The organism is Pandoraea fibrosis (assembly GCF_000807775.2).
In the GTDB taxonomy this organism is placed as follows: Bacteria; Pseudomonadota; Gammaproteobacteria; order Burkholderiales; family Burkholderiaceae; genus Pandoraea; species Pandoraea fibrosis.
The window spans coordinates 39,506-60,980 of record NZ_CP047385.1 but is presented as its reverse complement, the minus strand read 5'-3'; the positions used below and the strand labels follow the sequence as shown (position 1 = coordinate 60,980).

The window sequence follows — 21,475 nt, the reverse complement described above, 5'->3', positions numbered from 1 at the left end:
GCCCATAGCAGCGCCAGAGTCGTTGCGCGCGGCTGCGACAGCATCGGCGCATGCCAACCGCACGCTACGGTTCCCCCGTACCAAGGCAGCCCAGACCACAACATACGTAGTCTGCGGCTTTTTACTCACGCCAGACCGGCCTCCTTCCTCAACCGCACGGCCGATCGCGTCGCGTCACGAATGATCTCATCCGCGTTGATCGACACAAACTTGCCGCCCTGTCGCAGCACCCGGCCGTCCACGATCACCGTATCCACGTGATCTGGCTGTGCCGAATATACCAGCGCGTTGAACGGATCGAAGACCGGCGCGATATCGAGAGCGTCCATGCGAACAAGGAGAATGTCAGCCTGCTTTCCGGGGGTGAGCGAGCCGGTGCGCTCGGCGAGATTGAGCGTTCTTGCGCCGTCGATGGTGGCGAGCTCCACCAGCCTGCGCGGCGTGAGCGGAACGTGTGCGCCGCGCGATTTGTGCGCCCACAGCAACGCGCGCATTTCGTTGAAGAAGTTCGCGTTTGCAGACGCCGCCGACGAGTCTATCGAGATCCCCATCTGCGCATGCAGCGCCTCCATTTCCGCGAACTGGGTATAACCGCTTCGCACCGTGGAGTATTGAAGTTCGATGATCGGTGCGATGCTGATGTTCACGTTCGACGCAGCGAGCATTTCGCGCTCGGTTTCCTTGAAACCCTGCGGATGCACGAGCAACAGGTTGGAATTGAGCCATCCGTGCTTATCCATGACCTCAATGATGCCGTGCGTCAGATTGCCGTAATGCAACGTGTACGGCAGTTGCATGGCCTGCGCGTGCGCCATCGATACGCTGAGATCGTCGAACACGTTCTGACGCATCGAGCCGTCTTTCTCTGTGGTCGGTGCTACGACCACACCGAGCGTCAAACGTGAGCGCTTCGGCACGAGCGTCTGCCGAACGCGCTCGACGTCTTGCCAGTCCATCGGCCGCGTCGACGGCTCTCCAAAGCGGCCGTAGGAAAACCGGGCGCGCACGCCGAGATCTTCCAACGCCTGCATATCCGCGTCGGCATGCGCTGGCGAGGGCACGTTGTGACAGAAGTCGTGCACGGTCGTGATGCCCGAGGCAAGGTTTTGCGCCACGCCGAATCGCACCGAATGAAAGAAGTCCTCCGGCGTCATGACGGCACCGGCGCGCGCCTTGCTTGGAAAGTAACCAAACATTGGATCGTCGCCGCGCAACGAACCGCGCAACAGACTCGTCCACAAGTGCTGGTGCGTGTCGACAAAGCCGGGCATGACGATCCTGTGACTCGCATCGACGATGCGCACGTGCGGCGCGACGATCCGGGCAGCGACGGCGACGATCTTGCCGTCCTTCACGTGCACGTCGCCCACTGGGAATTCGCCGAGCGACGAATCCATCGTGAGCACATAGCCGCCGCGCAGAATGTATTCGCCGGACGGTACCTTACGGGCGTCTGCGGCGTGCGCGATACCGGAGGCGGACATCAACGTGCCGCCCGCCATCGCACCGCAAAGCTTGAGCAGGCTGCGCCGGCCCTGGTGTATTTCGTCCCTCATGTCTTGACTCCTTGTGCGCGACGAAGCGTTAGAAAGTGTGCTGAATGCTGAGCGTGCCGATGAACTGACGGTCACTGCTCGATGGGCCCGCCGATGCATTCACCTGCGCCTGGGCACCTGCGCCGTAGGCGAGCTGATAAGCGGCGTCGACGTACACGGTCGTGCGCTTCGAGAAGCGATAGCCCACGAGCGAGGTCAGTTGATTTGCGCGGCGGTTGTCGAGTTGCGCGTTGCCATGCATGTAGCTGTAGGTCAGCGACGCGTACCACGCCGACACGAAGTCATAGCCCGCGCTGACATCGAACACGTTGATCTGCGCACCGGTTGCCGTGTTGTGGGAGACCGTGGCGAGGCCGGAGAGCGTGAGCCTGTCGAAGCCGTAGCGAAGCCCGAAGCCCAGGTTGCGGATACCGTCGTTGCCGTTGTTCGTCTGCGGTGCCTTGACCATGGTGTACGCAACACCGAAGCCCGCGTTGCCACGCTCATAGTTGATGCCGAAGCTCGTGGCGCTCGACCGCCCGAAGCTGCCCGCCACTCCGCCGAAGCCGTACATGGCGCCGAACGTCAAGCCGTAAAAATCGGCACTCTTGACCTTGATGGTGTTGGTGATCGCTTCACCGTTCACGCGATCGAAATCGAACGAACCTTGCGGGGAATATGAGACGCCGAATTTTGAGAACGGCCCCTGGTGCGCCGCATAAGCGCCTTCAAAAAAGCTGCCCGGATAGCGATTCAGTGTGAGGCTGTCGAACATGAAGTCGCGCTGATTGCCGAGCGTCAACGTGCCATAGCGATTCGCCAGCCCGACATACGACTCACGCGAGAAGAGGGTGCCCGGCCCGCCAAACACGCCGCCGTTAAGAATGCTGAACAGCGTGCCGAGATTAAACACGGCGCGATTGCCGTCGCCCAGATCCTCCGCTCCCCTGAAGATCACTGCGCTCGGGCGCAGCACACCAGGATTTGCGGTGATAGCGGCGCCGCCGCCTACGTTGCTCGTATAGCCCACGCCTGTGCCGAGCAGGCCGCTGATTTCGAGATTGCTCTGCGCCGACGCCGTCATCGCAAACCCGCCGCTCATGACGCCCGCAGCGAGCAGCGAGCCTGCCCAAATGCCGTGATGATTCACGTTGTCTCCCCTGAATGGTTCTAGGTGCATAACAAGGACAGCTTCCACGAGACGTCGCCCGATAGGCATTGCCCGCCATGCATCCGTCGCAACCCCGAATCATGTTCAGGAAGCGGGAATGCGCTATCTTTTATGTATGAATAATTTATACTTAAACATAATTAGCCCGTTGAGGCCTGCATGCGTTGTGCGAACGCGGCCCCTGCCTTTTGAATCCGTCCCTCAGTGTGTGAAGGCTCTGGAAAACGAGTTTAGGTCCAGCGCAAGGCCCGTCCGGTGACTTTTTGGAGCGGGTCATCAACTATGGGTTGACGCCGTGCGCGCGAAGTCGTTGAACAGGTGAGAGGATGACGGACAGGCTTGTGCGTCGCGAAGATGAGCGGGAAGGGAGCGTCGCCTTGCTTGCCGTCAACGTGTCGTCGGAGATTGAAGATGAAAGCCATTACCGGTCAGGCACCGCCTTCGCGCATCAAACTCAAATACCTTCAGGCTGTGGCCGTGCTCGACGAAACGCATAGTCTGGCGAAGGCAGCCGATCGTCTGAATCTCACGCGCGCGGCGCTTTCGAAGACGCTTGCGGGGCTGGAAGATTTGCTCGGCGTGAAGCTCTACGAGCGCACGGCATCCGGCATGGTGCCGACGACGTTCGGGCGCACGCTCGCGCGTCATGCTCGCTTGATTCTCGGGAATCTTCGTTCGGCAGAGGACGAGCTTCGCGATTTGATGAACGAGCACCGTGAGAGCCTCGCCGTCGGCGCGCTCTTCATCGCGATGCCGCAGTTGCTGCCGCAGGCCATCGCGCTGCTCGCGAAGTCGGATCCTCGTTGTGTCATTACCGTGCGCGAAAGCGGTTCGTTCGGATTGGCGGCGGGCCTTCACGACGGGACTTTCGATCTGATCGTGGGACGACTCGTGCCGGAGTATTTTCGTTCGGCGGTCAATCTTGAGCCACTGTTCGAAGAAGACCTGCTTGTGATTTGTCGTAGTGGTCATCCGCTGGCGAAGGCAACGGATTTGAGATGGCGCGACGTGGCCGACTATCCCTGGTTGCTGCCGCCGAAGGAGTCGCCGATTAGCCACGCGATCCAGTCTCAGTTCCTATCGGACGGCGCGCAAGGTCCGAAGGTCATCGTAGAGGCGTTTTCCATCCCGCTCGCGTTGGGCATGTTGCAGTCATGCGATGCAATGACGGTGCTGCCGAGTCGGCTCGCTTACGAGCTGCGCGACAAGGGCGAGGTTTCGATCCTGTCGCTGCGCTCACCGCCATTACCAGCACCGATGGGCGTGGCATGGCGCAAGGACTACCCGCTCTCGCCACTCGCGTCGGCATTCATCGCGGCACTGAGGACTTGCGCAGCGTCAACGCAATGATCCCGCCTGCGGGTGGTTCGATACCGACCTCGACACACGTTCGCGGCACCGACTGCTCACGTATTCAGCCCCCACCCATCGGAGTGATGAATAGGGCTCTGTCGTTGGGTCGAAAATAGAGAACTCAGAAGTCTCTTCACTTTGAATTGACGTCCAATGGTTGGGCAGGACGCCAACTCTCCGGGGCCTTTTGTTTTCACCTCAGGCGACTACTCCAGTCGATTCCTCGGTGTCTGTTGCGCATTCCACCAGGCTTTCCACTGATCCGGGAACAGACACGATTCGAAATGGAATCGTCGAAGCGCATACATGTCCTCATCGGTCTTCGCTTTATAGACCATCGACGCTGCCATATCGATGAGGCGTTGAGGAAGGACTTCCTCCGTATTCTCGCGGTACATCTTCGACACCATCAGCGTCGCCTCGTTGAGCGAACGGCCCTGCTTCTTTCTCTCGTTGAGGTAGAAGAGAACGTCCTGGCGAAACAGGCAGATCGACGCGTTGGTCAGATTTTCTTCCACAGGCACCTTCTCACGCTCAGTGCATGCGTAGAACTTCTCCGCTGCGAATCGCGGATAGTCTGAAAATCCCTCGCTCTGCATGCGTTTGAACAGCTCATCGATCAACGCGATCTGAAGAGCGCCAACATCTGGTCCCGCCAGCAGCGATGCCTGTGTGCTCTTGAATACGATCACCTGTCGGCCGTACCCCAGTGCAACGAATGCTTCCGACTCACATGTCAAAAAGCCGGGTTTTCGAATGAGGTTGTCCTCCGGCTTCGGCATCCGAAAATTGAGCGGAGAGTATGCGAGCGAGGGCTGCGCTCCTCGGGGCACGCAGGCCGTGCAGAGCAGCACGAGTGCCATCAAGACCATTAGTCGCTTCATGTTGCCCCCGGAGCGCCGCTCATTTGGCGGGCAGCAGACCATCCAGATCGTCGAGCTTCACGCGCGTATCCGTGCGGAAATTCGCGGCGCTACCGCTCGGGGCAGGGGGCGATTCGACGCGAGTGACAGTCGGCGCCACCTTGGAATTCCGCGTAGCAGCAGGCGGCGACGATTCGGGCGCATCGATCGGAGGAAGATCGGCCAGAGATGTCGAAGGCAGTGCTGGCAATGTGGGTTTCACCGACGTTTCGCGCGGCTGCGGTGCCGGCTTCTCCCCGGCTGTCCGTGCAGGCGCCGGTGTCGATGCTGCGCGTGTCGGCTGGCTCGGGATGGCAGTTGTCGCAGGGACGACCGGAGCGTCAGAACCCGCTGTCGCCACCGACGGCCCCCCCGGAAGCTTGTAAGGCGATGGCGCTGGCTTGCCCGAAGCGGTCGGTGCTGCGGGCACCTTCTCGGTACCTGATTCCGCGGGCGTGACAGTGACCGTCGGACGCTTCGGCAGCCGATTGCCCGCATCGAGCCGGGTGATCGGACAGTTTTGGATGAGCCCGTCGATGATCAGTTGATTGACGATGTCGACCGCAAAGACAGCGCCTCGCTCCGTCTTGGAAACGTAGAGTGTGCCGACATGGTGGACCTGGAAAATGCCACGCCAGACCGTGGCGTTGCGATCCATGTCGAACATGTTGACGCGGAAATCGACACGTAGCGGCAGATTGCCAGTGACAACACCACCGTTGGGATCTACACGCAATGTCACATCCGGTTGAAACGCGCGAAGCTTCCGCTCCACCGGCGAGGTGTCGAGCATCAGGGCACGTATTTCACCGAAATCGCTCTTGACGTTGCATGACGCGAGTCGTTGTCTGAGTTCGTCGCGAAAGCCGGCGGCAAAATCGTCGCCGAAACGCATATCCCCGTCATAGACGACGAACATGCGGTCGATGTGCGCTTTGTAGTCGCTTACGCGTGTGCTGGTGATATCGGTCGGCGTAGCGCAGCCGGCAAGCAGGGCCGCTGCCGCCAACGTCAGGGCAACACCTGCGCGGCTCATCCATTGCCGTGTAGTCCCCTGTGACCCCATCCCCCGATGGTCTGCGTGTTTTCTTGTCATTTTCCGGACGTCTTGTTTTTGTGCGAAATAGCATACAGGAATCCGAGCTTTTGCAGGGTGCCCAAGCTTTGGGTACACTCTCGCGAATCGGACGCCATCGCCGCAGGATTGACGACGAAGGCGCGAAGGAGCGATACAAATCAAAAAATGGGGGCCGGCGCTTCGCACGGCGCTTTTCGCACATGCTCAAACGTCTTCTGGCCACAGCGCTGGCCGCGACCTTCTGTGTCCCGGCACTTGCCCTGGACGCCGAAAAACTCTACGAAAAGGCCTCACCTAGCGTGTGGGTCGTCATCACATACGACCGCGACGGCAAGCGTCTGTCACAAGGCAGTGCCGTTGTTGTCGCGCCGCAGCGTCTCGCGACGAATTGTCATGTCCTGCGTAAAGCGTCGCGCGTGGTCGTGCAGCGACGTAACACGAGTCATCGCGCCGCGCTGGAACTGGTAGATCCGGCACGGGATCTGTGCCAACTGCGGGTCGATGAAATGACCGCGCCCCCCGTCGCGCGCGCGCCTATGAACACGCTGCGTGTCGGGCAGAAGGTCTACACGCTTGGCAGCCCGAGCGGTCAGGAACTCTCGTTGGCCGACGGCATCATCTCGTCGTTGCATCTGGATACGGACGAACGCATTTCATTGATCCAAACCTCCGCGCCGGTCTCGCCGGGATCGAGCGGTGGCGGATTGTTCGACACCGAAGGCCGTTTGATCGGCCTGACCACGGCCGTGCTTGAAGACGCCCGCCATCTGAATCAGAACCTGAACTACGCCATTCCGGCGAACTTCATCGACGAGTTGCCGTCGCGCAGTCGCGCAGCCATTGCGGCGCGCGAGACCGCCGATTCGCACGCCGCCGCCGCAAAGCAGGTTGCCCAGGCCCGGGAGGCGGCGGCAGGTACCCTCGGGGCACGGTGGGAGTACACGATTACCGATGGATTTACCGGCGTAAAGAGTCGCGTTGCGATGGTCGTGGATCGTATTGACGGCGACAAGCTGTTCTACAACAACGGCGCTCGTGTGGAGCTGGCGGACGGCAAGTTGATCGAGATGTCGCAACCTCAGCTCGGCGAAATCGACAATTCGATGCCCGCTGGCGGCTGGGTTCGCGAGGGCGCCAAGCCGGGACAGGCCTGGACCATGAGCTATACCTCGTTGGGCACGCAGGGCCGCTCGCTGAACCTCAACGCACGCGTAGCCTCGCAGGAATCGCTCGTCACGCCGGCAGGAACATTCGATGTGCTACGCGTTGAATACCACGGCGCATTGCTCGAAGTGGCGACGCGCAACCAGGGTCGCTCGATGCAATCGACGCCCTACGACGCGACGATCTGGTACTCACCGCAACTCAACAGGGTGATCAAGATGCGTGTCTCCAGCATGAGCACCTTCACGCAGATCAATGAGACCATCGAGCTGACGGCGATGCCCGGCGGGCAGCGCGTCGTCGCACCCCGTGCGATGACGCAAAGCAATACGCAAGAGACATCCGGGCCGGTGTCTTCGCGGTAAATGACATGTCCCCGAAAAGGGGACACGTCACCAAGCACCAGATTTTCTCCTACCCCCGCCCCCCAAATAACAGAACTTCGAAATCGATATTGGACGCTTGCGCGGCTTCGTTTGAAGATGCCCTGCATTGGCGTGTTGCACGGAGTGCGGCACGTAAGCGGGTAATCCTCATAAGAAGACAGGAGACGATGTGGTCAAGCGATACCAGCTCTATATTGATGGCCGCCCGGTCGAGGCGACGGGTGGTCGGACGCTACCGAGCGTCAATCCCTACACCGGCGCTGTGTGGGCTGAAATACCCGACGGTAGTGCAGCCGACGTGTCGCGCGCGGTCGCCGCGGCCAACCGAGCCTTCCACGAAGGCTGGTGCAACACCCCCGGTGTCCTGCGGGCCGGTCTGATGCATAAGCTTGCGGCATTGGTCGAAGCGAACGCTGACCGTCTTTCCACCATCGAGAGCACGGACAACGGCAAGATCGTGCGCGAGACGCGCCCGCAGATGCTCTGGGTAGCGCGCAACCTGCGCTACTTCGCAGGCTACGCCGACAAGCTGCTTGGCCAGCACCTCCCGCTCGATCAACCGAACACTCTCGACTACCTCTCGCTCGAACCGTACGGCGTCGTCGGGGTGATCACCGCCTGGAACTCCCCGCTCTCGCTGCTCGCCAACAAACTGGCTCCAGCGCTCGCGGCCGGCAACTGCGTCGTTGTGAAACCGTCCGAGCACGCCTCCGCATCGACGCTCGAATTCGCCTCACTGGTCGAAGAAGCCGGCTTCCCACCCGGTGTCTTCAACGTCGTGACCGGCGGAGCGGAAACCGGCCGCGCCCTGGTCGACGACCCAGGCGTATCGCTCGTGAGTTTCACCGGCAGCCCTAACGTCGGCCGGCATATCGCCGCCGCCGCCGGTCGCCGCCTGATCCCGGTCAAGCTCGAACTCGGCGGCAAATCGCCGAACATCATTTTTGACGACGCAGATCTCGATAAGGCCGTCGTGGGCGCTCTCGCCGGCATTTTCGGCGCCACCGGGCAGACATGCGTGGCCGGCTCGCGCCTCGTGGTGCAGCGAAATGTCTACGATCAGGTGATCGACCGGCTAGCCACGCGGGCGAGTTCCATCCGTATGGGCGATCCGCTCGATTCGGCAACGGAGATGGGTGCCGTCGCCAACGAGCCGCAATACCGACGCATCCTCGCCGCCATCGAAGCTGCGAAAGAGGCTGGCGGACGCCTCATTTGCGGCGGAAGGCGCGCCACTGGACCCGGCCTCGATCAAGGGTACTTCATCGAGCCGACGATCTTCGCCGATGTCGACAACCGCAGCGAACTGGCTCAGGAAGAGATCTTCGGGCCGGTGCTGGCCATCATTCCGTTCGACACGGAAGCCGAGGCCATCGCGATCGCCAACGACACGCGCTACGGCTTGGCCGCTGGCATCTGGTCGCGCGACATCTCGCGGGTCATGCGCGTTTCGAAAGCGATTCAGGCCGGTAGCGTGTGGGTCAACACATATCGCGCACTCGCGGCGCAAGCCCCCTTCGGCGGCTTCAAGGAATCGGGGATCGGGCGCGAGCGCGGCGAAGCCGGTCTGCACGAATACATGACAACCAAGAACGTCATGATCGATTACTCCGACGCCGTTCGAGATCCGTTTGCGATCCGCACGTAGCGATTCGGAAAGGCCGCGACTCGCCAACGGCGCACCTCGCGACCTTGTCGTCAACGCGAACCCCAATAACGACATTCAGGAGACAACCTTGGCTACTACGCAAACAATCGGCTTCATCGGCCTCGGCGTGATGGGCGGCCCTATGTGCGCCAATCTCACGCGCAAATCCGGCCACCCGGTGCATGTGTTCGATACTTCGAAGGAGGCCCTCGGCAAACTCGTCGAAGCAGGTGCCACAGCGCACAGTAGCATCGCCTCGCTTGCACAGGCCACCGACATCGCGTTTCTCTCGCTGCCGTCGATCGATCAGGTCGAAGCGGTGTGCGCGGAACTGCGCAGCGCCGGCGGCAAGCTTCGTTTGATCGTCGACATGAGCACGAGCGACGTGACGCGAACCCGCGCGCTGGCCGAGTCGCTCGCCAGCGACGGTATCGCCTACATTGACGCGCCCGTCGCACGGACCGCCGAGGCCGCCGTTAAGGGAACGCTGCTCATCACAGTAGGCAGCAGCGTCGCGCTGTTCGAATCCGTCCGCCCGCTGCTTGAATGCATGGGCAGCGACGTTTTGCATTGCGGTGACGTCGGCGCCGGCCAGATGGTGAAGATCCTCAACAACATGATGGTCTTCATGACAGTGAATGCGCTGTCGGAAATCATCACGATCGGGCGTCGTGCCGGGCTGGACGGTCAGGTACTGTTCGATCTGCTGTCGAAGGGATCGGCCGACAGCTTTGTGCTGCGCAACCACGGCATGAAGTCGCTCGCAGCCGACACGTTCCCGGAGAAAGTGTTTCCGCTCGTGTATGCGATCAAGGACGCGAGCCTTGCGCTGAATCTGGCCAAGCAAGGCGACTTCAAACCACACATCGCGCAATACACTTACGACCTGATGTGCGAAGCGCGTGAAGCCGGCTTCGGTCAGAACTACCACCCTGCGATCGTGCAGATCGTCGACGGTCGGGCCAGCGGTAAAGGGGAAAAGTCGGCATGATCTCCTGAATCGCCACATCGTCCGACACGGGCCGCACGAACCGATCGCGCGGCCCGCTCACGCCTCCTCGAACGGCACACCCGCCAATCGCGGCAGTATCGTCGTGACAATCTTGTGCGTGAGCGCAGACGCATGACGCTCGCTCCAAATCGCTTCCATGCGCACACTGCCGGCCGTCGTCGGCATCTCGCGAAATCGCACGCCCGGGAATGCACTGTGTGCATATGCACGAGGCACGAGCGACACCCCGAACCCCAGGCGCACCATCTGGAAAATAGTCAACGGATTGCGCGCGCTATGTTGCATTTCCGGACTAAAGCCCGCCCGATGACAGCACGCCACGATGGCATCGAAGATGGCGGGGCCGTGCTCGCGCGAGAGCCCTACCATGGGCTCGCTGGCCATATCGGCAAGCGTGAAGTCCGGCTTGCTCGCGAGCCAGTGATGCTCGGGCACGACGGCCACGAGCGACTCGCTGAAGATCGGTGCGTGACTGAGCTTCATGCGATCCGGGCGCACATGAACGATGCCGAGATCGAGTGCCCCCTGCGCGACAGCCACCACCTGATCCTGGGACTGCATGTCGTTGACCGAGATCACGACATGCGGAAACGCTTCGCGCATCAGCGAGAGAAACGTCGGCATCACGCCGAACAATGCCGCCGTCGCGACACCCACACGTAACGTGCCAGCGTCGCTCTTCGCAGTACGTATCGTCGCATTGACTGCCGTGCGCAACTGATCGAGCAGCAACCGGCTCTCGCGCAGGAACACCACGCCGGCGTCCGTCAGCCTGACCTCACGCTTCGTGCGCGCGAACAACTGCACGCCCATCTCCGCTTCGAGCGCCTTGATGTGCTGCGTAAGCGGCGGCTGCGAAATGTGAAGCCGCTCCGCTGCGCGGCTGAAGCTCAGCTCCTCCGCAACAGCAACGAAGGAGCGCAGATGTCGCATGTCCATGACGTTTCGCCTGTGATCTCCAATGAATGTGCAACGTGCTCGACGGGTAATGCAAACCGACGATGACGGAAGATTCTATAGCAGCGCGGCAGCCCATCGAATTTCACGCGGCCGCAAGCCAAAGACGAGAGGCTCGGCATGCAGGATGACCGAGCCTCAAGGTGTTGCGCCGCGGCGTCCATACGACACAACGTCTTACGTGACGATGTCAGCCGAGCACACGCGTCACGTCGCGCACCGGCGTGTCAGGTCCGGCCGAGAGCAACGCGTCGAGCACAGCGCTCGCGCGGGTATCCGACAGCGTCAGTCCGGCGTTGCCACGGAACTTCTCCTGGATTTCAGCGAGTGACAGTGCACGCGCGCCGCTGCCGAGATTCATCGGCACATGTGCACGCAGCGTCCGGCCGTCCGCGAGCGTCACCGTCACCGCGCCGGAGAAGTATGTCGGGAATCTGGAATCGACCTCCTTCACGCATTCAGTCTTCGCTGCGAGCGACAGAATTTCCGGATCGCGCAGGCTGTTGTCGTCGAGTTCGCCCAGCGTGAATCGATTGCGCGCAAAGCAAGCTGCGACGACGAACTGTGCGCTGAATTTTCCCTCGTAGTCGCTCTTCGGCACGATCTTGGCGCTGGCTGGCTCCGCCACGATCGGCAGCGTCGCCTCCGGCAACTCGCACACGATGCGCTCGATCTTCGCGTCGGGCCCCAGTTCCCGGCGCAGTTGCAGCGCAGCTTCGGCACAGCCGTGAATGAAATGGCACACCGGGAACGGCTTAATCGACGTGTCGAGCATCGTCCACGTCGTGCCGAGCCCGTCGATGGCGGAGTCCGCATCGACTTGACCGGCCAGTTCCTGCAAGTGCGTGTCAATCAGGCCGAACCGCCCCTCATATGGCCGCTTCGGGCCGGCGAATCCCGCCTGCGCCATGTACGCCGCCGTGATGCCCGCGAGTGCGCCCCACCCGGGGTGCATCCGCTTGGTCCACGCGCCATCTTCGAGGAACACCTGTACGCCCGACGCCGTGCTGGCGGCGATGCCTTGCGCGCAGGTGATCTGATCGGCCGTCAGACCGAGCAGCTTGCCCGCGACGACCGCTGAGCTGAAGTGCGACACGATACCGGTGGCGTGGAAGCCGACGTGATGGAAACCGCCCTTCACTGCACGTCCCAGGCGAATCGCCGTCTCCATGCCCGCAACATAGGCTGCGATCAATTCACCCCAGGTCGCGTTGGTCGCCTCGGCCAACGCCAGTGCCGTGGGCAAACAGGCCACCGACGGATGCACAATACTCGCCGGATGTGTGTCGTCGAAGTCCAGGCCGTGAATGAGGTATCCGTTAGCCAACGCGGCATCGCGCGGTGCCAGACGCGCATCGCTTCCGATCACCGTCGCCTCACCACTTCCGGCAGCCGCGCGGATGCCCCGCAGCCCCGGGGCGGCAAACGGAAAATGGTGCGAAGCGAAAGCGAGTCCGATGGCATCGACGATGTGATGAACGGACTTGTTCCAGACGCTCTCGGGCAACGTCCCGACATTCAGATCGACGGCGAACGTCGATAGGCATTGGGCGATATTTGCCGAGGGCTGACGTAGTAAGGAATTGCTGTGCATGGTGTGTCTCTTTGCAGGCGAGATCGATTCGGCCACGACGCACGACGTCAGGGCTAAATCGGTGTTGTGTTCAAGGCGTATTCGATTCGTGTGGTTGCGCGCGGCGCGCCTTCGCATCGCTCAGATGCCGCGAGCAGCGTCGCCGATCTGGTAAATCCGGGCGGCCGTGCCGTAGAAAAGATCGTGCTTCTCCCTCTCGCTCGCGTTGGCGGCGAGACGCTTGAACGCGTTCCACACCGTCGCGTAACTGGCCGATGCACGATCGACCGGGAAGTTGCTCTCGAACATGCAGCGCTGCGCGCCGAACGCCGAGATCACCGCATCCACGGATGGACGCCACGCGTTGGCGAGCGTGAGCGACGACGGCGGCTCGGGCTGACTGATGAAGTCGAAGCCGTACACGGCTGTGCCATACCCACCGATCTTCACGACGACATTCGGGCATGCAGCAAGCGGCGCCAGCAACGACAACCACTCGTCGAAGGCCACCTGCTGCCGGCCGGCGTAGGGGCCGACGCCAAGCAACCCGCCAATGTGGTCGAGGACGATGATCGTGTCCGGTGCGGCACGTGCAAGATCGATCACTTCCTGTAGCTGCGTGTGATACACCCAGGCATCGAATGAAAGCCCAAGCTTCGCCAGCCGGCGCACACCTGCGCGGAATCCACCGTCGGCGAAAAGCCCGGCCGGCGGACGCGGCAACACGCCGTGTTTGAACGCGTCATGGCGCGCGGCCGAGCAGCGAATTCCGCGAAAACGGCCCTTGCCGGCCTCGATTTGCGCGACGAGCACGTCTTCTATGGCATCGCCTTCGAGCAGATCGGCGTAGCCGACGATGCCGGCCGCCACGTCGGTCTTCGCGCCGCGCGCCTGCGCCGCTTCGGCGCAAGCCACCACGGCTTCGGTCTCGCCGAGCGGCATCCATCGCGCTTCGCCCGACGTCCGGTACTCCCAGCCACACTGAACATAGACGGTGCCTTCGACGTTGTGGCCCGCGCCGGTGTCGCGCAGAAGGTCGTCGAGCCCGAAACCGCCCCAGTGATGTGAGAAGTGATGATGCGGATCGATGATCCGGCGCGTCGGGTCCAGCGTCGGCTCGGGCGCGCGTGCAAGCCACTCAGCGCTCGGGTGACGTGTCTGGACCAGGGGCGGATCGTGCTGGACGGCAGCTTGGGTTGAAGCGTTCACGAAATGTCTCCTCCGAAGATGGTAGCCGTGGATTTCGCATTCGCCGCACCTCGTTCCGGGGCGATATGTCGAATCTATCCGTGCAGCGAATGAATGCCCGATCCGGTGGCGGATTCATTCGCGGGCGTCGCGCGGCACGCTGCCGGCCGGGGCGAATCGAAGCGAATCTGGCTTGGCAACAAGCATAAACGCATCCGTGACGCACTCGGAGTCCCCGATTCATTCGATATGCCTATAGATCTATCGGACTGTCTAAATTGTGCTCGGTGTCCGCCGGTAATAACGTTGCTCTCGTGAAACGCACCACCCAATTCCACACGAGGACAACGACATCATGACTTCAGCAACACCGCGGCAAATGGCGCTGGTCGCCTTCCTCCAGGCGCAGAATTGCAGCAACTACGCGGGCTCGTGGCGGCACCCGTCGAGCATGACGGACTATCTGTCTCCCGAGTACTACCAGCGCATTGCCCGCACGCTCGAAGAAGGCAAGTTCGACATGGCATTTTTCGACGACCGCCTCGCCATGCCCGACATCTACGGCAACAACCATCACGAAACCGTTCGCCACGGCGTGCGCGCCATCAAGCTGGAACCGACATCCGTACTCATGGCGATGGGTATGGTGACATCACGCCTCGGGCTGGGAGCCACCTACTCGACGACTTACTACGAGCCGTACCATGTGGCGCGCTTGTTCGCGACGCTCGATCTGATGACCAAGGGCCGCGTCGCCTGGAACGTCGTCACGTCGATGAACGACTCGGAGGCGGCGAACTTTGGCGCGGACGAACACCTGGAACACGACACCCGCTACGACCGCGCCGACGAGTTCATGGAAGTCGTGATGGGTCACTGGAGTACGTGGCGCGAGGGCGCCATCGTGGCCGACAAGCAGGAAAGCTATTTCGCCGATCCGTCGATGGTGACGCGGCTCGACCATGAGGGCCGCTTCTTCAAATCTCGCGGCCCCCTCACGGTACCGCGCTCGGCGCAGGGTCACCCCGTGATTCTTCAGGCCGGACAGAGCGGTCGGGGGCTGGCCTTCGCGGCGCGCTGGGCCGAAGTCGTCTTTGCCAAGTACCCGACGCTCGAGAATGGCATCAAGCAGTATCAGGCGTTGAAAGCGGGAGCGGCAGCGGCCGGCCGCGATCCGGCGTCGATCAAGATCTGCGCCGAAGTGAAGATCATCGTGGGTGACACCGAAGCCGATGCCCGCGAAAAGCACGACCTCATCGCGTCGCTCTCGCGCCCGATCGACGGCCTGACGATGATCGGTGAGACGCTCAACATCGACTTCGCGGGGCGTCCTTACGATCAACCTTTCACCGACGAAGAACTAGCCGCCGTGTCGTGGCAGAGCCTGCGCGACAAAGTGGTGCAGGTCAGCGGCAAGAAGAATCCGTCCGTACGCGATTTCGTCGAGGCCTCCGGTCGCGGTACGTTGCGCGACGGTCCATGCTTCGTCGGCACCGGCGCACAGGTGGCGGAACAAATGATCGAGTGGTTCGACAAGGCGTGCGACGGCTTCGTCCTGTCTGCGACGTATGTGCCGGGCACTTACGAAGACATCGTGCGTCTGGTGATCCCCGAGCTGCAAAAGCGCGGCGTGTTCCGTAAGGAATACGAAGACGGCACGTTGCGCAGTCATCTCGGTCTGCGCAAGCCGCGCGCCGGCGATTGGCGCAAGCCGCAGTGATTGGCGGGTGACCTGAACGATATGGGAGATACCGTCCAAATGACGTCCAAGACAGTACGCATGATGTCGGCGAGCGGCATCCTTGGCTACGGCTTTCCGGAAGCCTCGATTCGAGCGGCCATGGAACGCCGACCGCACATGTTCGGTGTGGATGGCGGCAGCTCGGACCCGGGCCCCTACTACCTGGGCTCGGGCAAGACACTGAACTCGCGGCTCGCCATGAAGCGGGACCTGTCGTTGTTGCTGCGCGCGGCCATTGCCTCGGGGGTCCCGATGATGGTCGGCACGGCAGGCGGCGCCGGCGGCGAACCGCATCTGCAGGTCTGCGCGGATATCGTGCGCGAGATCGCCCGCGAGCACGATCTGCATTTCAAGATGGCGCTGATTCACGCCGAACAGCCAAAGGATTACCTCAAGCGACGACTCGCCGAAGGCCGCGTCCGCGCCCTCGACGATGCACCGATGCTCGACGCCGACACGCTCGACAGCGCGCATCGCATCGTCGGCATGATGGGGCCCGAACCGTATCGGGCGGCACTGGAGGCCGGAGCGCAGGTGATCCTCGGCGGTCGCGGCACCGACCCGTCTCCGTGGGTGGCGCTGGCGATGCATCACGGCATGCCGGAGGCGTCGTCGTGGTACGCGGGCAAGATGCTGGAATGCGCGTGCAACGCGGCGATCCCGAAGAAGCACGACTGCCTGCTCGTGACGGTGGGCGACGACTACGTCGAAGCCGAGCCGCTCAATCCCGAACTCCGGTGCACGCCGTTGTCGGTCGCGGTTCAGGCGCTGCATGAAACGTCGAGTCCGGTGATTCGGCACGAACCCGGTGGTCTCGTCGACACGACGCATTGCCGCATCGAAGCTGTCACCGACCGCGTGGTACGCGTGTCCGGCATGGGCTGGGTACCGCAACCGTACTCGATCAAACTTGAAGGGGCCCGCAGCGTCGGTTTCAGTGCCGTGACGTTCGCAGCGACACGCGACCCGGGACTGATTTCGCAGATCGACACGTTTCTTGATTTCGTGCGCGAATCGACGCGGACGAAAGTCTCTGCACTGAACATCTCGCCCGACGACTATCAGCTCGTGCTTCGTGTCTACGGTCGCAACGGCGTGATGGGCGCGTGGGAACCGACATCCGGTGTCGTGCCGGTCGAAATGTCGATCATCGCCGAGGTGATCGGCAAGACGCAGGAGATCGCGAACGCGGCACTCTCGCTCGCGCGTGTCACGTTGCTACATTCGGACTTTGCTGGACGCATGTGTCGCGAGGGCAATATGGCGTTCCCGTTCTCGCCGTCGGACATCGAGCGCGGCGAAGTGTACGAGTTCATGTTGCAGCACGTCGTACTTCCGGACAACCCGCTCGAAATGTTCCCAATCGAATACGAGGAGGTCTGACGATGACCCGTCTCAAAGACATCGCGAAGGCGTGCAAGAGCAAGAACGCGGGACCGTTTCACATCACGCTCGACATCATGTTCGACGACCCGGCGTTGTATGAGCGCGTGCGTGCCACGGGCGTCATTACCGCCCAGCGCATCGCGTCGCTGTATCAGGTCGACGTCGAACAGGTGCGTTTCACCGAGTATCCACCGGCGCTCGCATGGAAGGCGACGTTGCCGCGCCGTATCGCGTCGGGCGCCATCGGCGACACCGACATCTACGGCGCACAGCAGCACGCGATTCTGCTCGACATCGAGGTGCCGCTGTAATGGGCGACGCTGAGGATGTCGAATCTTCCGGACAGACACGCAAGGCCAGAACCATGCACGACGTTCATTCCCTGATGGGCAGACCTGCGCCTTCTAACGAGGCGCGCCAATCGATTCATGCCGGGCGGCATCGCACCAATGTGACGTGCGCGTTCGACAATGTACCGTCGGCGATTCACGCCATCGAGCGCGGCGAGTTCGTGCTCGTACTGGACGACGAGAACCGTGAGAACGAGGGGGATCTGATTATCGCGGCCGACGCCGTGACACCTGAGAAGCTCGCCTTCATGGTGCGGCATACCAGTGGGCTTATTTGCGTGGCGATGCCCGGGCGTGTGCTCGATCGTTTGCATCTTCCGCCGATGGTGCAGAACAACGAAGATCCGATGCGCACGGCCTTCTCAGTCAGCGTTGACTTGCGTCAGGGCATCTCGACGGGCATCTCGGCCGCCGATCGGGCGGCGACGATCGCCGCGCTCGCGCAGACGAAGTCTTCGGCCGACGACTTCGTGCGCCCAGGCCACGTATTCCCGCTGCGCGCCCGCGAGGGCGGCGTGACGGAGCGCCCGGGACACACCGAAGCGGCCTACGACCTCGTGCGACTGGCGGGCCGCGGCTATGCCGGTGTGCTGTGTGAGGTAGTCAACGACGACGGAACGATGGCGCGCAAGCCGGACTTGATGCGCTTTGCTATCGAGCATGGCATCGCGCTGATCTCGATCGCACAACTGGTCGCGTATTGCGGCGCGACGGAAATGGCTTGAAAGGCAGCGAGAGGAAACATGAACATCATCGACAGCAAAGCGCTGCGCAAGACGCTCGGCGCATTCACGACGGGCGTGACGGTCATCACCACGCTTGGCGAAGATGGCAAGCGATATGGCGTTACAGCCAACTCCTTCAGCTCGGTCTCTCTGGATCCACCGCTCATCCTGTGGAGCCAGTCCACGGCATCGCGCAGCCATCCGGCGTTTCGCGACACGGAACGCTTCGTCGTCAATATTCTGGCGGCGGATCAGAGTCACGTGTCGGATCGCTTCGCGCAATCCAGCGACGATAAGTTCGAAGGCGTCGACATCGACGAGGGGCTGGGCGGCCTGCCGATCATACGTGGAGCCGCCGCCTTTCTTGAGTGCCGAAAAATGGCGACGTATCCCGGCGGCGATCACGTCGTGTTTCTCGGCCAGGTCGAAAACCTGTTCCGTGCGGATCGGGCACCGCTCGCGTTCTGCGATGGCCGATATCTGACGCATCTCGCTCAGGATCACGTATTCGCTTGAGCGCGTCTGCCCCCGCGTTGCCGACTTCGCGTCCGCACGCGGGCGCTGAACTGAACCTGTACCTCAGTGTATTTCCCTACGCGCAGAGACGATTTCCGGACAATCGGCCATCGGGCTGCGTGCTAACATCGCCGCTAACGCGTTAGCACGATGCCGCCGAATCTTTTAGCGACGGCTGCGCCGCACATGCGTGCGTCCGACGCATTTCCACCCTCGGCCGATCTCATGGACAACCCCGCGTTTCGCTTTCACCTTCCTGAGCTGGAAACTTTCCTGGTGGTGCTCGAAGAAGGACAGTTCAGCAAGGCGGCCGAGCGACTCTGCATCTCTCAGCCGACGGCGTCGAGCCGGGTGAAGAAGCTCGAATCGGTATTGCGCGTGCAATTGCTGGTGCGCACCACGCGCAGCGTCGAGCCGACGGAAGAAGGGCGCCTGCTGCAGGCCGCCGCGACCGAGGCGCTCAGTGGCCTCTACGATGTACTCAGACAGTTCCGCGGCCGCTCCGAAGCGGCACGTAATCGTGTCATCGTGGCTGCCACGCCGATGATTGCCGCGACATTCCTCCCGCAAATCATTCACTCGTATTGCGAGCGTTTTCCTGACGTCAGTGTCCAGCTCAGGGACATGCCGTATGAAAGCGTGCTCAAGTCGGTCTCCGACGGTGCGGCGGATCTGGGTGTGGCCGCCATCGATGGCGAGCAGGACAATCTCGTCTTCCGCGCGCTTGCCGAAGAACCCGTGGTGCTGATCGCGCCCGCGTCGCATCCGATTACGCAAGTGCAGAAGGTGACGGTCGAAATGCTGTTGCCGTTCCGTCTGATTCTGTTGGCCCGTTATGGCAATCTGCGCCAGCGTCTCGCTCAGGCATTCGATGAGCGGGGTGCCGTGTTCGATGCCGCGTCGGCCGCCACGCTGCCGACATTGCTCGGCATGATCGACACCGGGGGCTTCCTAACGCTCATGCCTCGTTCGCTCGCGGAGTCGAACGCACGCCGTAATCGCACCACGCTGGAGCTCGCCGACTTTCACGCCACGCGTTGCTACGGCAGCATTGTCGCCCGCAAGGCGGTGCCCACCAGCGCCATCAAGAGCTTCCGCGAGCATCTGCATCAGGAGTTCGAGACGCTGATGCAAGGTGCCGGCACGGCGGCATGACGGTGCCGCAATGGTGGCGTAACGTGCTGCGGCCGACTTCCCTCACACATTAAAAAACGGTGTCACTGCATACGCGGTGACACCGTTCGGGTGATGCCGGCCTTACCGGCAGCGCACTGTGGGCTCAGGTGGCTGCACTGTTGCCGACGACCGTCGCTCTCGGCGCGATCGAATCGTTGCTGGTGGACGTCATACCGCCTGCGTAGCCCACCGAATGGGTACGGTGATGCCGCTTCATATAGCCGATACCGCCGAGCGTGGCGACCAGGCCCGACACCGACACCATGCCGGCGAGGTAGACCCAGGATCCCGTCTCACGCATCAGCCACTCGGCGAGAAGCGGTGTGGGCGCGCTGAACAGAATCGAGGCGATGGCGCCGGAGACGGCCACACCGGTGTACCGGTACTCCGCCGGGAACAACTCCGCACTCATACTTCCGACCACGCCGTACGTCGTGACTTGGCCGCACACCATCGCGAGCGCTAGCGCAATGCCGACGAGCACCGGGCTAGCCGTATTCAGCGTCATGAACAGAGGAATGCTGGCGAAGACGGCGAAGAGTGTGCCGAAGAAGAAAATGCGATGCGCGCCGATGCGGTCCGCATAAGAACAAACAATGGGGAAAGCGACCAGTGCCACCAGCGACGCGATCATCACCAGGCGGAACGTCATCGCCTGCGGCATTTTGAGTTGAAAGGTGGCATACGATACGAAGTATGTGGCCACCATGTAGAAGACAACGGCGAACGAGGCCGACATCGCCGTGGAGATCAGCGTGGGCACCTTCGCGTGACGCAGCAGGTCGGCGATGGGAAGTTTCACGCGCTTGCCGGCGGCTTTCACGCGCTCGAAGTCTTCCGATTCTGCGACACCGAGACGAATGATCAAACCAATGATCACGAGCGCGAAGCCTGCAATGAACGGCACGCGCCAGCCCCATGCCAGACGATCGTCGGGTGGCAGCATACCTACGAGCGCCATCGCGCCGGTCGACAGGAACAGACCGAAGCCGCTGCCCATCTGCGGGGCGGCGCCATAAAGCCGGATCTTGTGCTTCGGTGCATTTTCGACGGCGACCAGCACGGCGCCGCCCCATTCACCGCCGACCGCAAGGCCTTGCAGCAGGCGCAGCGAGACAAGCAGCACCGGCGCGAGCATGCCGATCTGCTCGTAGGTCGGCAGCAAGCCGATGGCGCCTGTGGCCAGCCCCATGAGCACCAGCGTGAAGATCATCGTCGACTTACGGCCGATGCGATCACCGAGGTGACCGAACAGGAACGCACCGAGCGGGCGCGCCAGGAATGCGACGCCGAACGACGCGAAGGCGATCAGCCGTGCGATCGAAGGGTCCTTGTTCGGGAAAAATAGCGGCCCGAAGTAGAGGGCCGCCGCCGTGCCATAGATGAAGTACTCATACCACTCCACCGACGTGCCGACACAGCTTGAGATGAGTGCGCGTCGAGCCTGCTTTGCCTTATCGACCCTGGGCTGGGCGGTTTGCTCTGCCATGATGTCTCCTGTCTTCGTTTATTTGGTTTGAACCGGTGGACGCACGCAAGGGCAGCGGCCTCTGAGTCGGTTGATGACATTCTCGTCACGCGCAGGCAAGGCATCTATGCGTTGACTAAATAGAT

18 protein-coding genes are annotated in these 21,475 nt (G+C 62.0%); 10 read left to right on the top strand and 8 right to left on the bottom strand.

The features are described 5' to 3' along the window. Positions 1-125 precede the first annotated feature (125 nt). Entirely contained in the window at positions 126-1,556 is a 1,431-nt protein-coding gene (locus PI93_RS00205; RefSeq protein ID WP_052240872.1) for an amidohydrolase family protein, read from the bottom strand. A 28-nt stretch (positions 1,557-1,584) separates the two neighbouring features. Continuing rightward, a complete protein-coding gene (locus PI93_RS00200; protein WP_052240871.1) occupies positions 1,585-2,685 on the bottom strand; it encodes a porin in 1,101 nt (366 codons plus the stop codon). 432 nt (positions 2,686-3,117) lie between these two features. Between PI93_RS00200 and PI93_RS00195 the strand changes: the two genes are divergently transcribed. Continuing rightward, positions 3,118-4,056 (top strand): LysR family transcriptional regulator, encoded by a 939-nt coding sequence (locus tag PI93_RS00195; RefSeq protein WP_039373281.1) that lies wholly within the window; start codon positions 3,118-3,120, stop codon positions 4,054-4,056. A 209-nt stretch (positions 4,057-4,265) separates the two neighbouring features. Here PI93_RS00195 and PI93_RS00190 read toward each other — a convergent pair whose 3' ends face one another. Both PI93_RS00190 and PI93_RS00185 read right to left on the bottom strand, forming a co-directional pair. Continuing rightward, the gene (locus PI93_RS00190; protein WP_144400368.1) at positions 4,266-4,943 is read right to left on the bottom strand and encodes a hypothetical protein; all 678 of its coding nucleotides are present in this window, start codon (positions 4,941-4,943) and stop codon (positions 4,266-4,268) included. Positions 4,944-4,962: 19 nt separating this feature from the next. Then, positions 4,963-5,997, bottom strand: coding sequence for a hypothetical protein (locus PI93_RS00185; protein WP_039373276.1), 1,035 nt, complete (start codon positions 5,995-5,997; stop codon positions 4,963-4,965). A 242-nt stretch (positions 5,998-6,239) separates the two neighbouring features. Between PI93_RS00185 and PI93_RS00180 the strand changes: the two genes are divergently transcribed. The 3 genes from PI93_RS00180 to PI93_RS00170 all read left to right on the top strand — a co-directional run bounded on the left by PI93_RS00180 (position 6,240) and on the right by PI93_RS00170 (position 10,228). Continuing rightward, entirely contained in the window at positions 6,240-7,568 is a 1,329-nt protein-coding gene (locus PI93_RS00180; RefSeq protein ID WP_052240870.1) for a S1C family serine protease, read from the top strand. Positions 7,569-7,758: 190 nt separating this feature from the next. Next, positions 7,759-9,237 carry an aldehyde dehydrogenase gene (locus tag PI93_RS00175; protein WP_039373273.1) on the top strand — a complete coding sequence of 493 codons (1,479 nt, stop codon included), beginning with the start codon at positions 7,759-7,761 and terminating at the stop codon, positions 9,235-9,237. Positions 9,238-9,367: 130 nt separating this feature from the next. Beyond that, complete coding sequence (locus tag PI93_RS00170) at positions 9,368-10,228, top strand: NAD(P)-dependent oxidoreductase (RefSeq protein ID WP_456238609.1); 861 nt, start codon at positions 9,368-9,370, stop codon at positions 10,226-10,228. A 57-nt stretch (positions 10,229-10,285) separates the two neighbouring features. Here PI93_RS00170 and PI93_RS00165 read toward each other — a convergent pair whose 3' ends face one another. The 3 genes from PI93_RS00165 to PI93_RS00155 all read right to left on the bottom strand — a co-directional run bounded on the left by PI93_RS00165 (position 10,286) and on the right by PI93_RS00155 (position 13,988). Continuing rightward, positions 10,286-11,188, bottom strand: a complete 903-nt coding sequence (locus PI93_RS00165) for a LysR family transcriptional regulator (RefSeq protein ID WP_039373270.1) — start codon at positions 11,186-11,188, stop codon at positions 10,286-10,288. Positions 11,189-11,396: 208 nt separating this feature from the next. Beyond that, a complete protein-coding gene (locus tag PI93_RS00160) occupies positions 11,397-12,800 on the bottom strand; it encodes an MmgE/PrpD family protein (RefSeq protein WP_039373267.1) in 1,404 nt (467 codons plus the stop codon). A gap of 120 nt (positions 12,801-12,920) precedes the next feature. Continuing rightward, positions 12,921-13,988, bottom strand: coding sequence for an amidohydrolase family protein (locus tag PI93_RS00155; protein WP_236105683.1), 1,068 nt, complete (start codon positions 13,986-13,988; stop codon positions 12,921-12,923). Positions 13,989-14,322: 334 nt separating this feature from the next. On the opposite strand from PI93_RS00155, the gene PI93_RS00150 reads away from it, so the two are divergent. The 6 genes from PI93_RS00150 to PI93_RS00125 all read left to right on the top strand — a co-directional run bounded on the left by PI93_RS00150 (position 14,323) and on the right by PI93_RS00125 (position 19,840). After that, positions 14,323-15,687 (top strand): LLM class flavin-dependent oxidoreductase, encoded by a 1,365-nt coding sequence (locus tag PI93_RS00150; RefSeq protein ID WP_144400366.1) that lies wholly within the window; start codon positions 14,323-14,325, stop codon positions 15,685-15,687. 39 nt (positions 15,688-15,726) lie between these two features. Further along, entirely contained in the window at positions 15,727-17,091 is a 1,365-nt protein-coding gene (locus PI93_RS00145) for an acyclic terpene utilization AtuA family protein (protein WP_224786159.1), read from the top strand. A gap of 2 nt (positions 17,092-17,093) precedes the next feature. Beyond that, a complete protein-coding gene (locus PI93_RS00140) occupies positions 17,094-17,405 on the top strand; it encodes a DUF4387 domain-containing protein (protein ID WP_039373263.1) in 312 nt (103 codons plus the stop codon). Between the two features lie 53 nt (positions 17,406-17,458). Next, the gene (gene ribB / locus PI93_RS00135) at positions 17,459-18,169 is read left to right on the top strand and encodes a 3,4-dihydroxy-2-butanone-4-phosphate synthase (protein ID WP_224786161.1); all 711 of its coding nucleotides are present in this window, start codon (positions 17,459-17,461) and stop codon (positions 18,167-18,169) included. A gap of 18 nt (positions 18,170-18,187) precedes the next feature. Beyond that, entirely contained in the window at positions 18,188-18,685 is a 498-nt protein-coding gene (locus PI93_RS00130; protein WP_039373262.1) for a flavin reductase family protein, read from the top strand. A gap of 150 nt (positions 18,686-18,835) precedes the next feature. Then, positions 18,836-19,840, top strand: a complete 1,005-nt coding sequence (locus tag PI93_RS00125; RefSeq protein WP_224786163.1) for a LysR family transcriptional regulator — start codon at positions 18,836-18,838, stop codon at positions 19,838-19,840. 124 nt (positions 19,841-19,964) lie between these two features. Here the strand turns inward: PI93_RS00125 and PI93_RS00120 are convergent, their stop codons facing one another. After that, a complete protein-coding gene (locus PI93_RS00120; protein WP_052240868.1) occupies positions 19,965-21,350 on the bottom strand; it encodes an MFS transporter in 1,386 nt (461 codons plus the stop codon). Positions 21,351-21,475: the final 125 nt, after the last annotated feature.

Excerpts from the sequence above, each read along its gene's own strand:
- PI93_RS00205 (WP_052240872.1), bottom strand. The coding sequence starts at position 1,556 with ATGAGGGACGAAATACACCAGGGCCGGCGCAGCCTGCTCAAGCTTTGC.
- PI93_RS00195 (WP_039373281.1), top strand. The coding sequence starts at position 3,118 with ATGAAAGCCATTACCGGTCAGGCACCGCCTTCGCGCATCAAACTCAAA.
- PI93_RS00190 (WP_144400368.1), bottom strand. The coding sequence starts at position 4,943 with ATGAAGCGACTAATGGTCTTGATGGCACTCGTGCTGCTCTGCACGGCC.
- PI93_RS00185 (WP_039373276.1), bottom strand. The coding sequence starts at position 5,997 with ATGAGCCGCGCAGGTGTTGCCCTGACGTTGGCGGCAGCGGCCCTGCTT.
- PI93_RS00180 (WP_052240870.1), top strand. The coding sequence starts at position 6,240 with ATGCTCAAACGTCTTCTGGCCACAGCGCTGGCCGCGACCTTCTGTGTC.
- PI93_RS00170 (WP_456238609.1), top strand. The coding sequence starts at position 9,368 with ATGGGCGGCCCTATGTGCGCCAATCTCACGCGCAAATCCGGCCACCCG.
- PI93_RS00165 (WP_039373270.1), bottom strand. The coding sequence starts at position 11,188 with ATGGACATGCGACATCTGCGCTCCTTCGTTGCTGTTGCGGAGGAGCTG.
- PI93_RS00160 (WP_039373267.1), bottom strand. The coding sequence starts at position 12,800 with ATGCACAGCAATTCCTTACTACGTCAGCCCTCGGCAAATATCGCCCAA.
- PI93_RS00150 (WP_144400366.1), top strand. The coding sequence starts at position 14,323 with ATGACTTCAGCAACACCGCGGCAAATGGCGCTGGTCGCCTTCCTCCAG.
- PI93_RS00145 (WP_224786159.1), top strand. The coding sequence starts at position 15,727 with ATGACGTCCAAGACAGTACGCATGATGTCGGCGAGCGGCATCCTTGGC.
- PI93_RS00140 (WP_039373263.1), top strand. The coding sequence starts at position 17,094 with ATGACCCGTCTCAAAGACATCGCGAAGGCGTGCAAGAGCAAGAACGCG.
- ribB (WP_224786161.1), top strand. The coding sequence starts at position 17,459 with ATGCACGACGTTCATTCCCTGATGGGCAGACCTGCGCCTTCTAACGAG.
- PI93_RS00130 (WP_039373262.1), top strand. The coding sequence starts at position 18,188 with ATGAACATCATCGACAGCAAAGCGCTGCGCAAGACGCTCGGCGCATTC.
- PI93_RS00125 (WP_224786163.1), top strand. The coding sequence starts at position 18,836 with ATGCCGCCGAATCTTTTAGCGACGGCTGCGCCGCACATGCGTGCGTCC.
- PI93_RS00120 (WP_052240868.1), bottom strand. The coding sequence starts at position 21,350 with ATGGCAGAGCAAACCGCCCAGCCCAGGGTCGATAAGGCAAAGCAGGCT.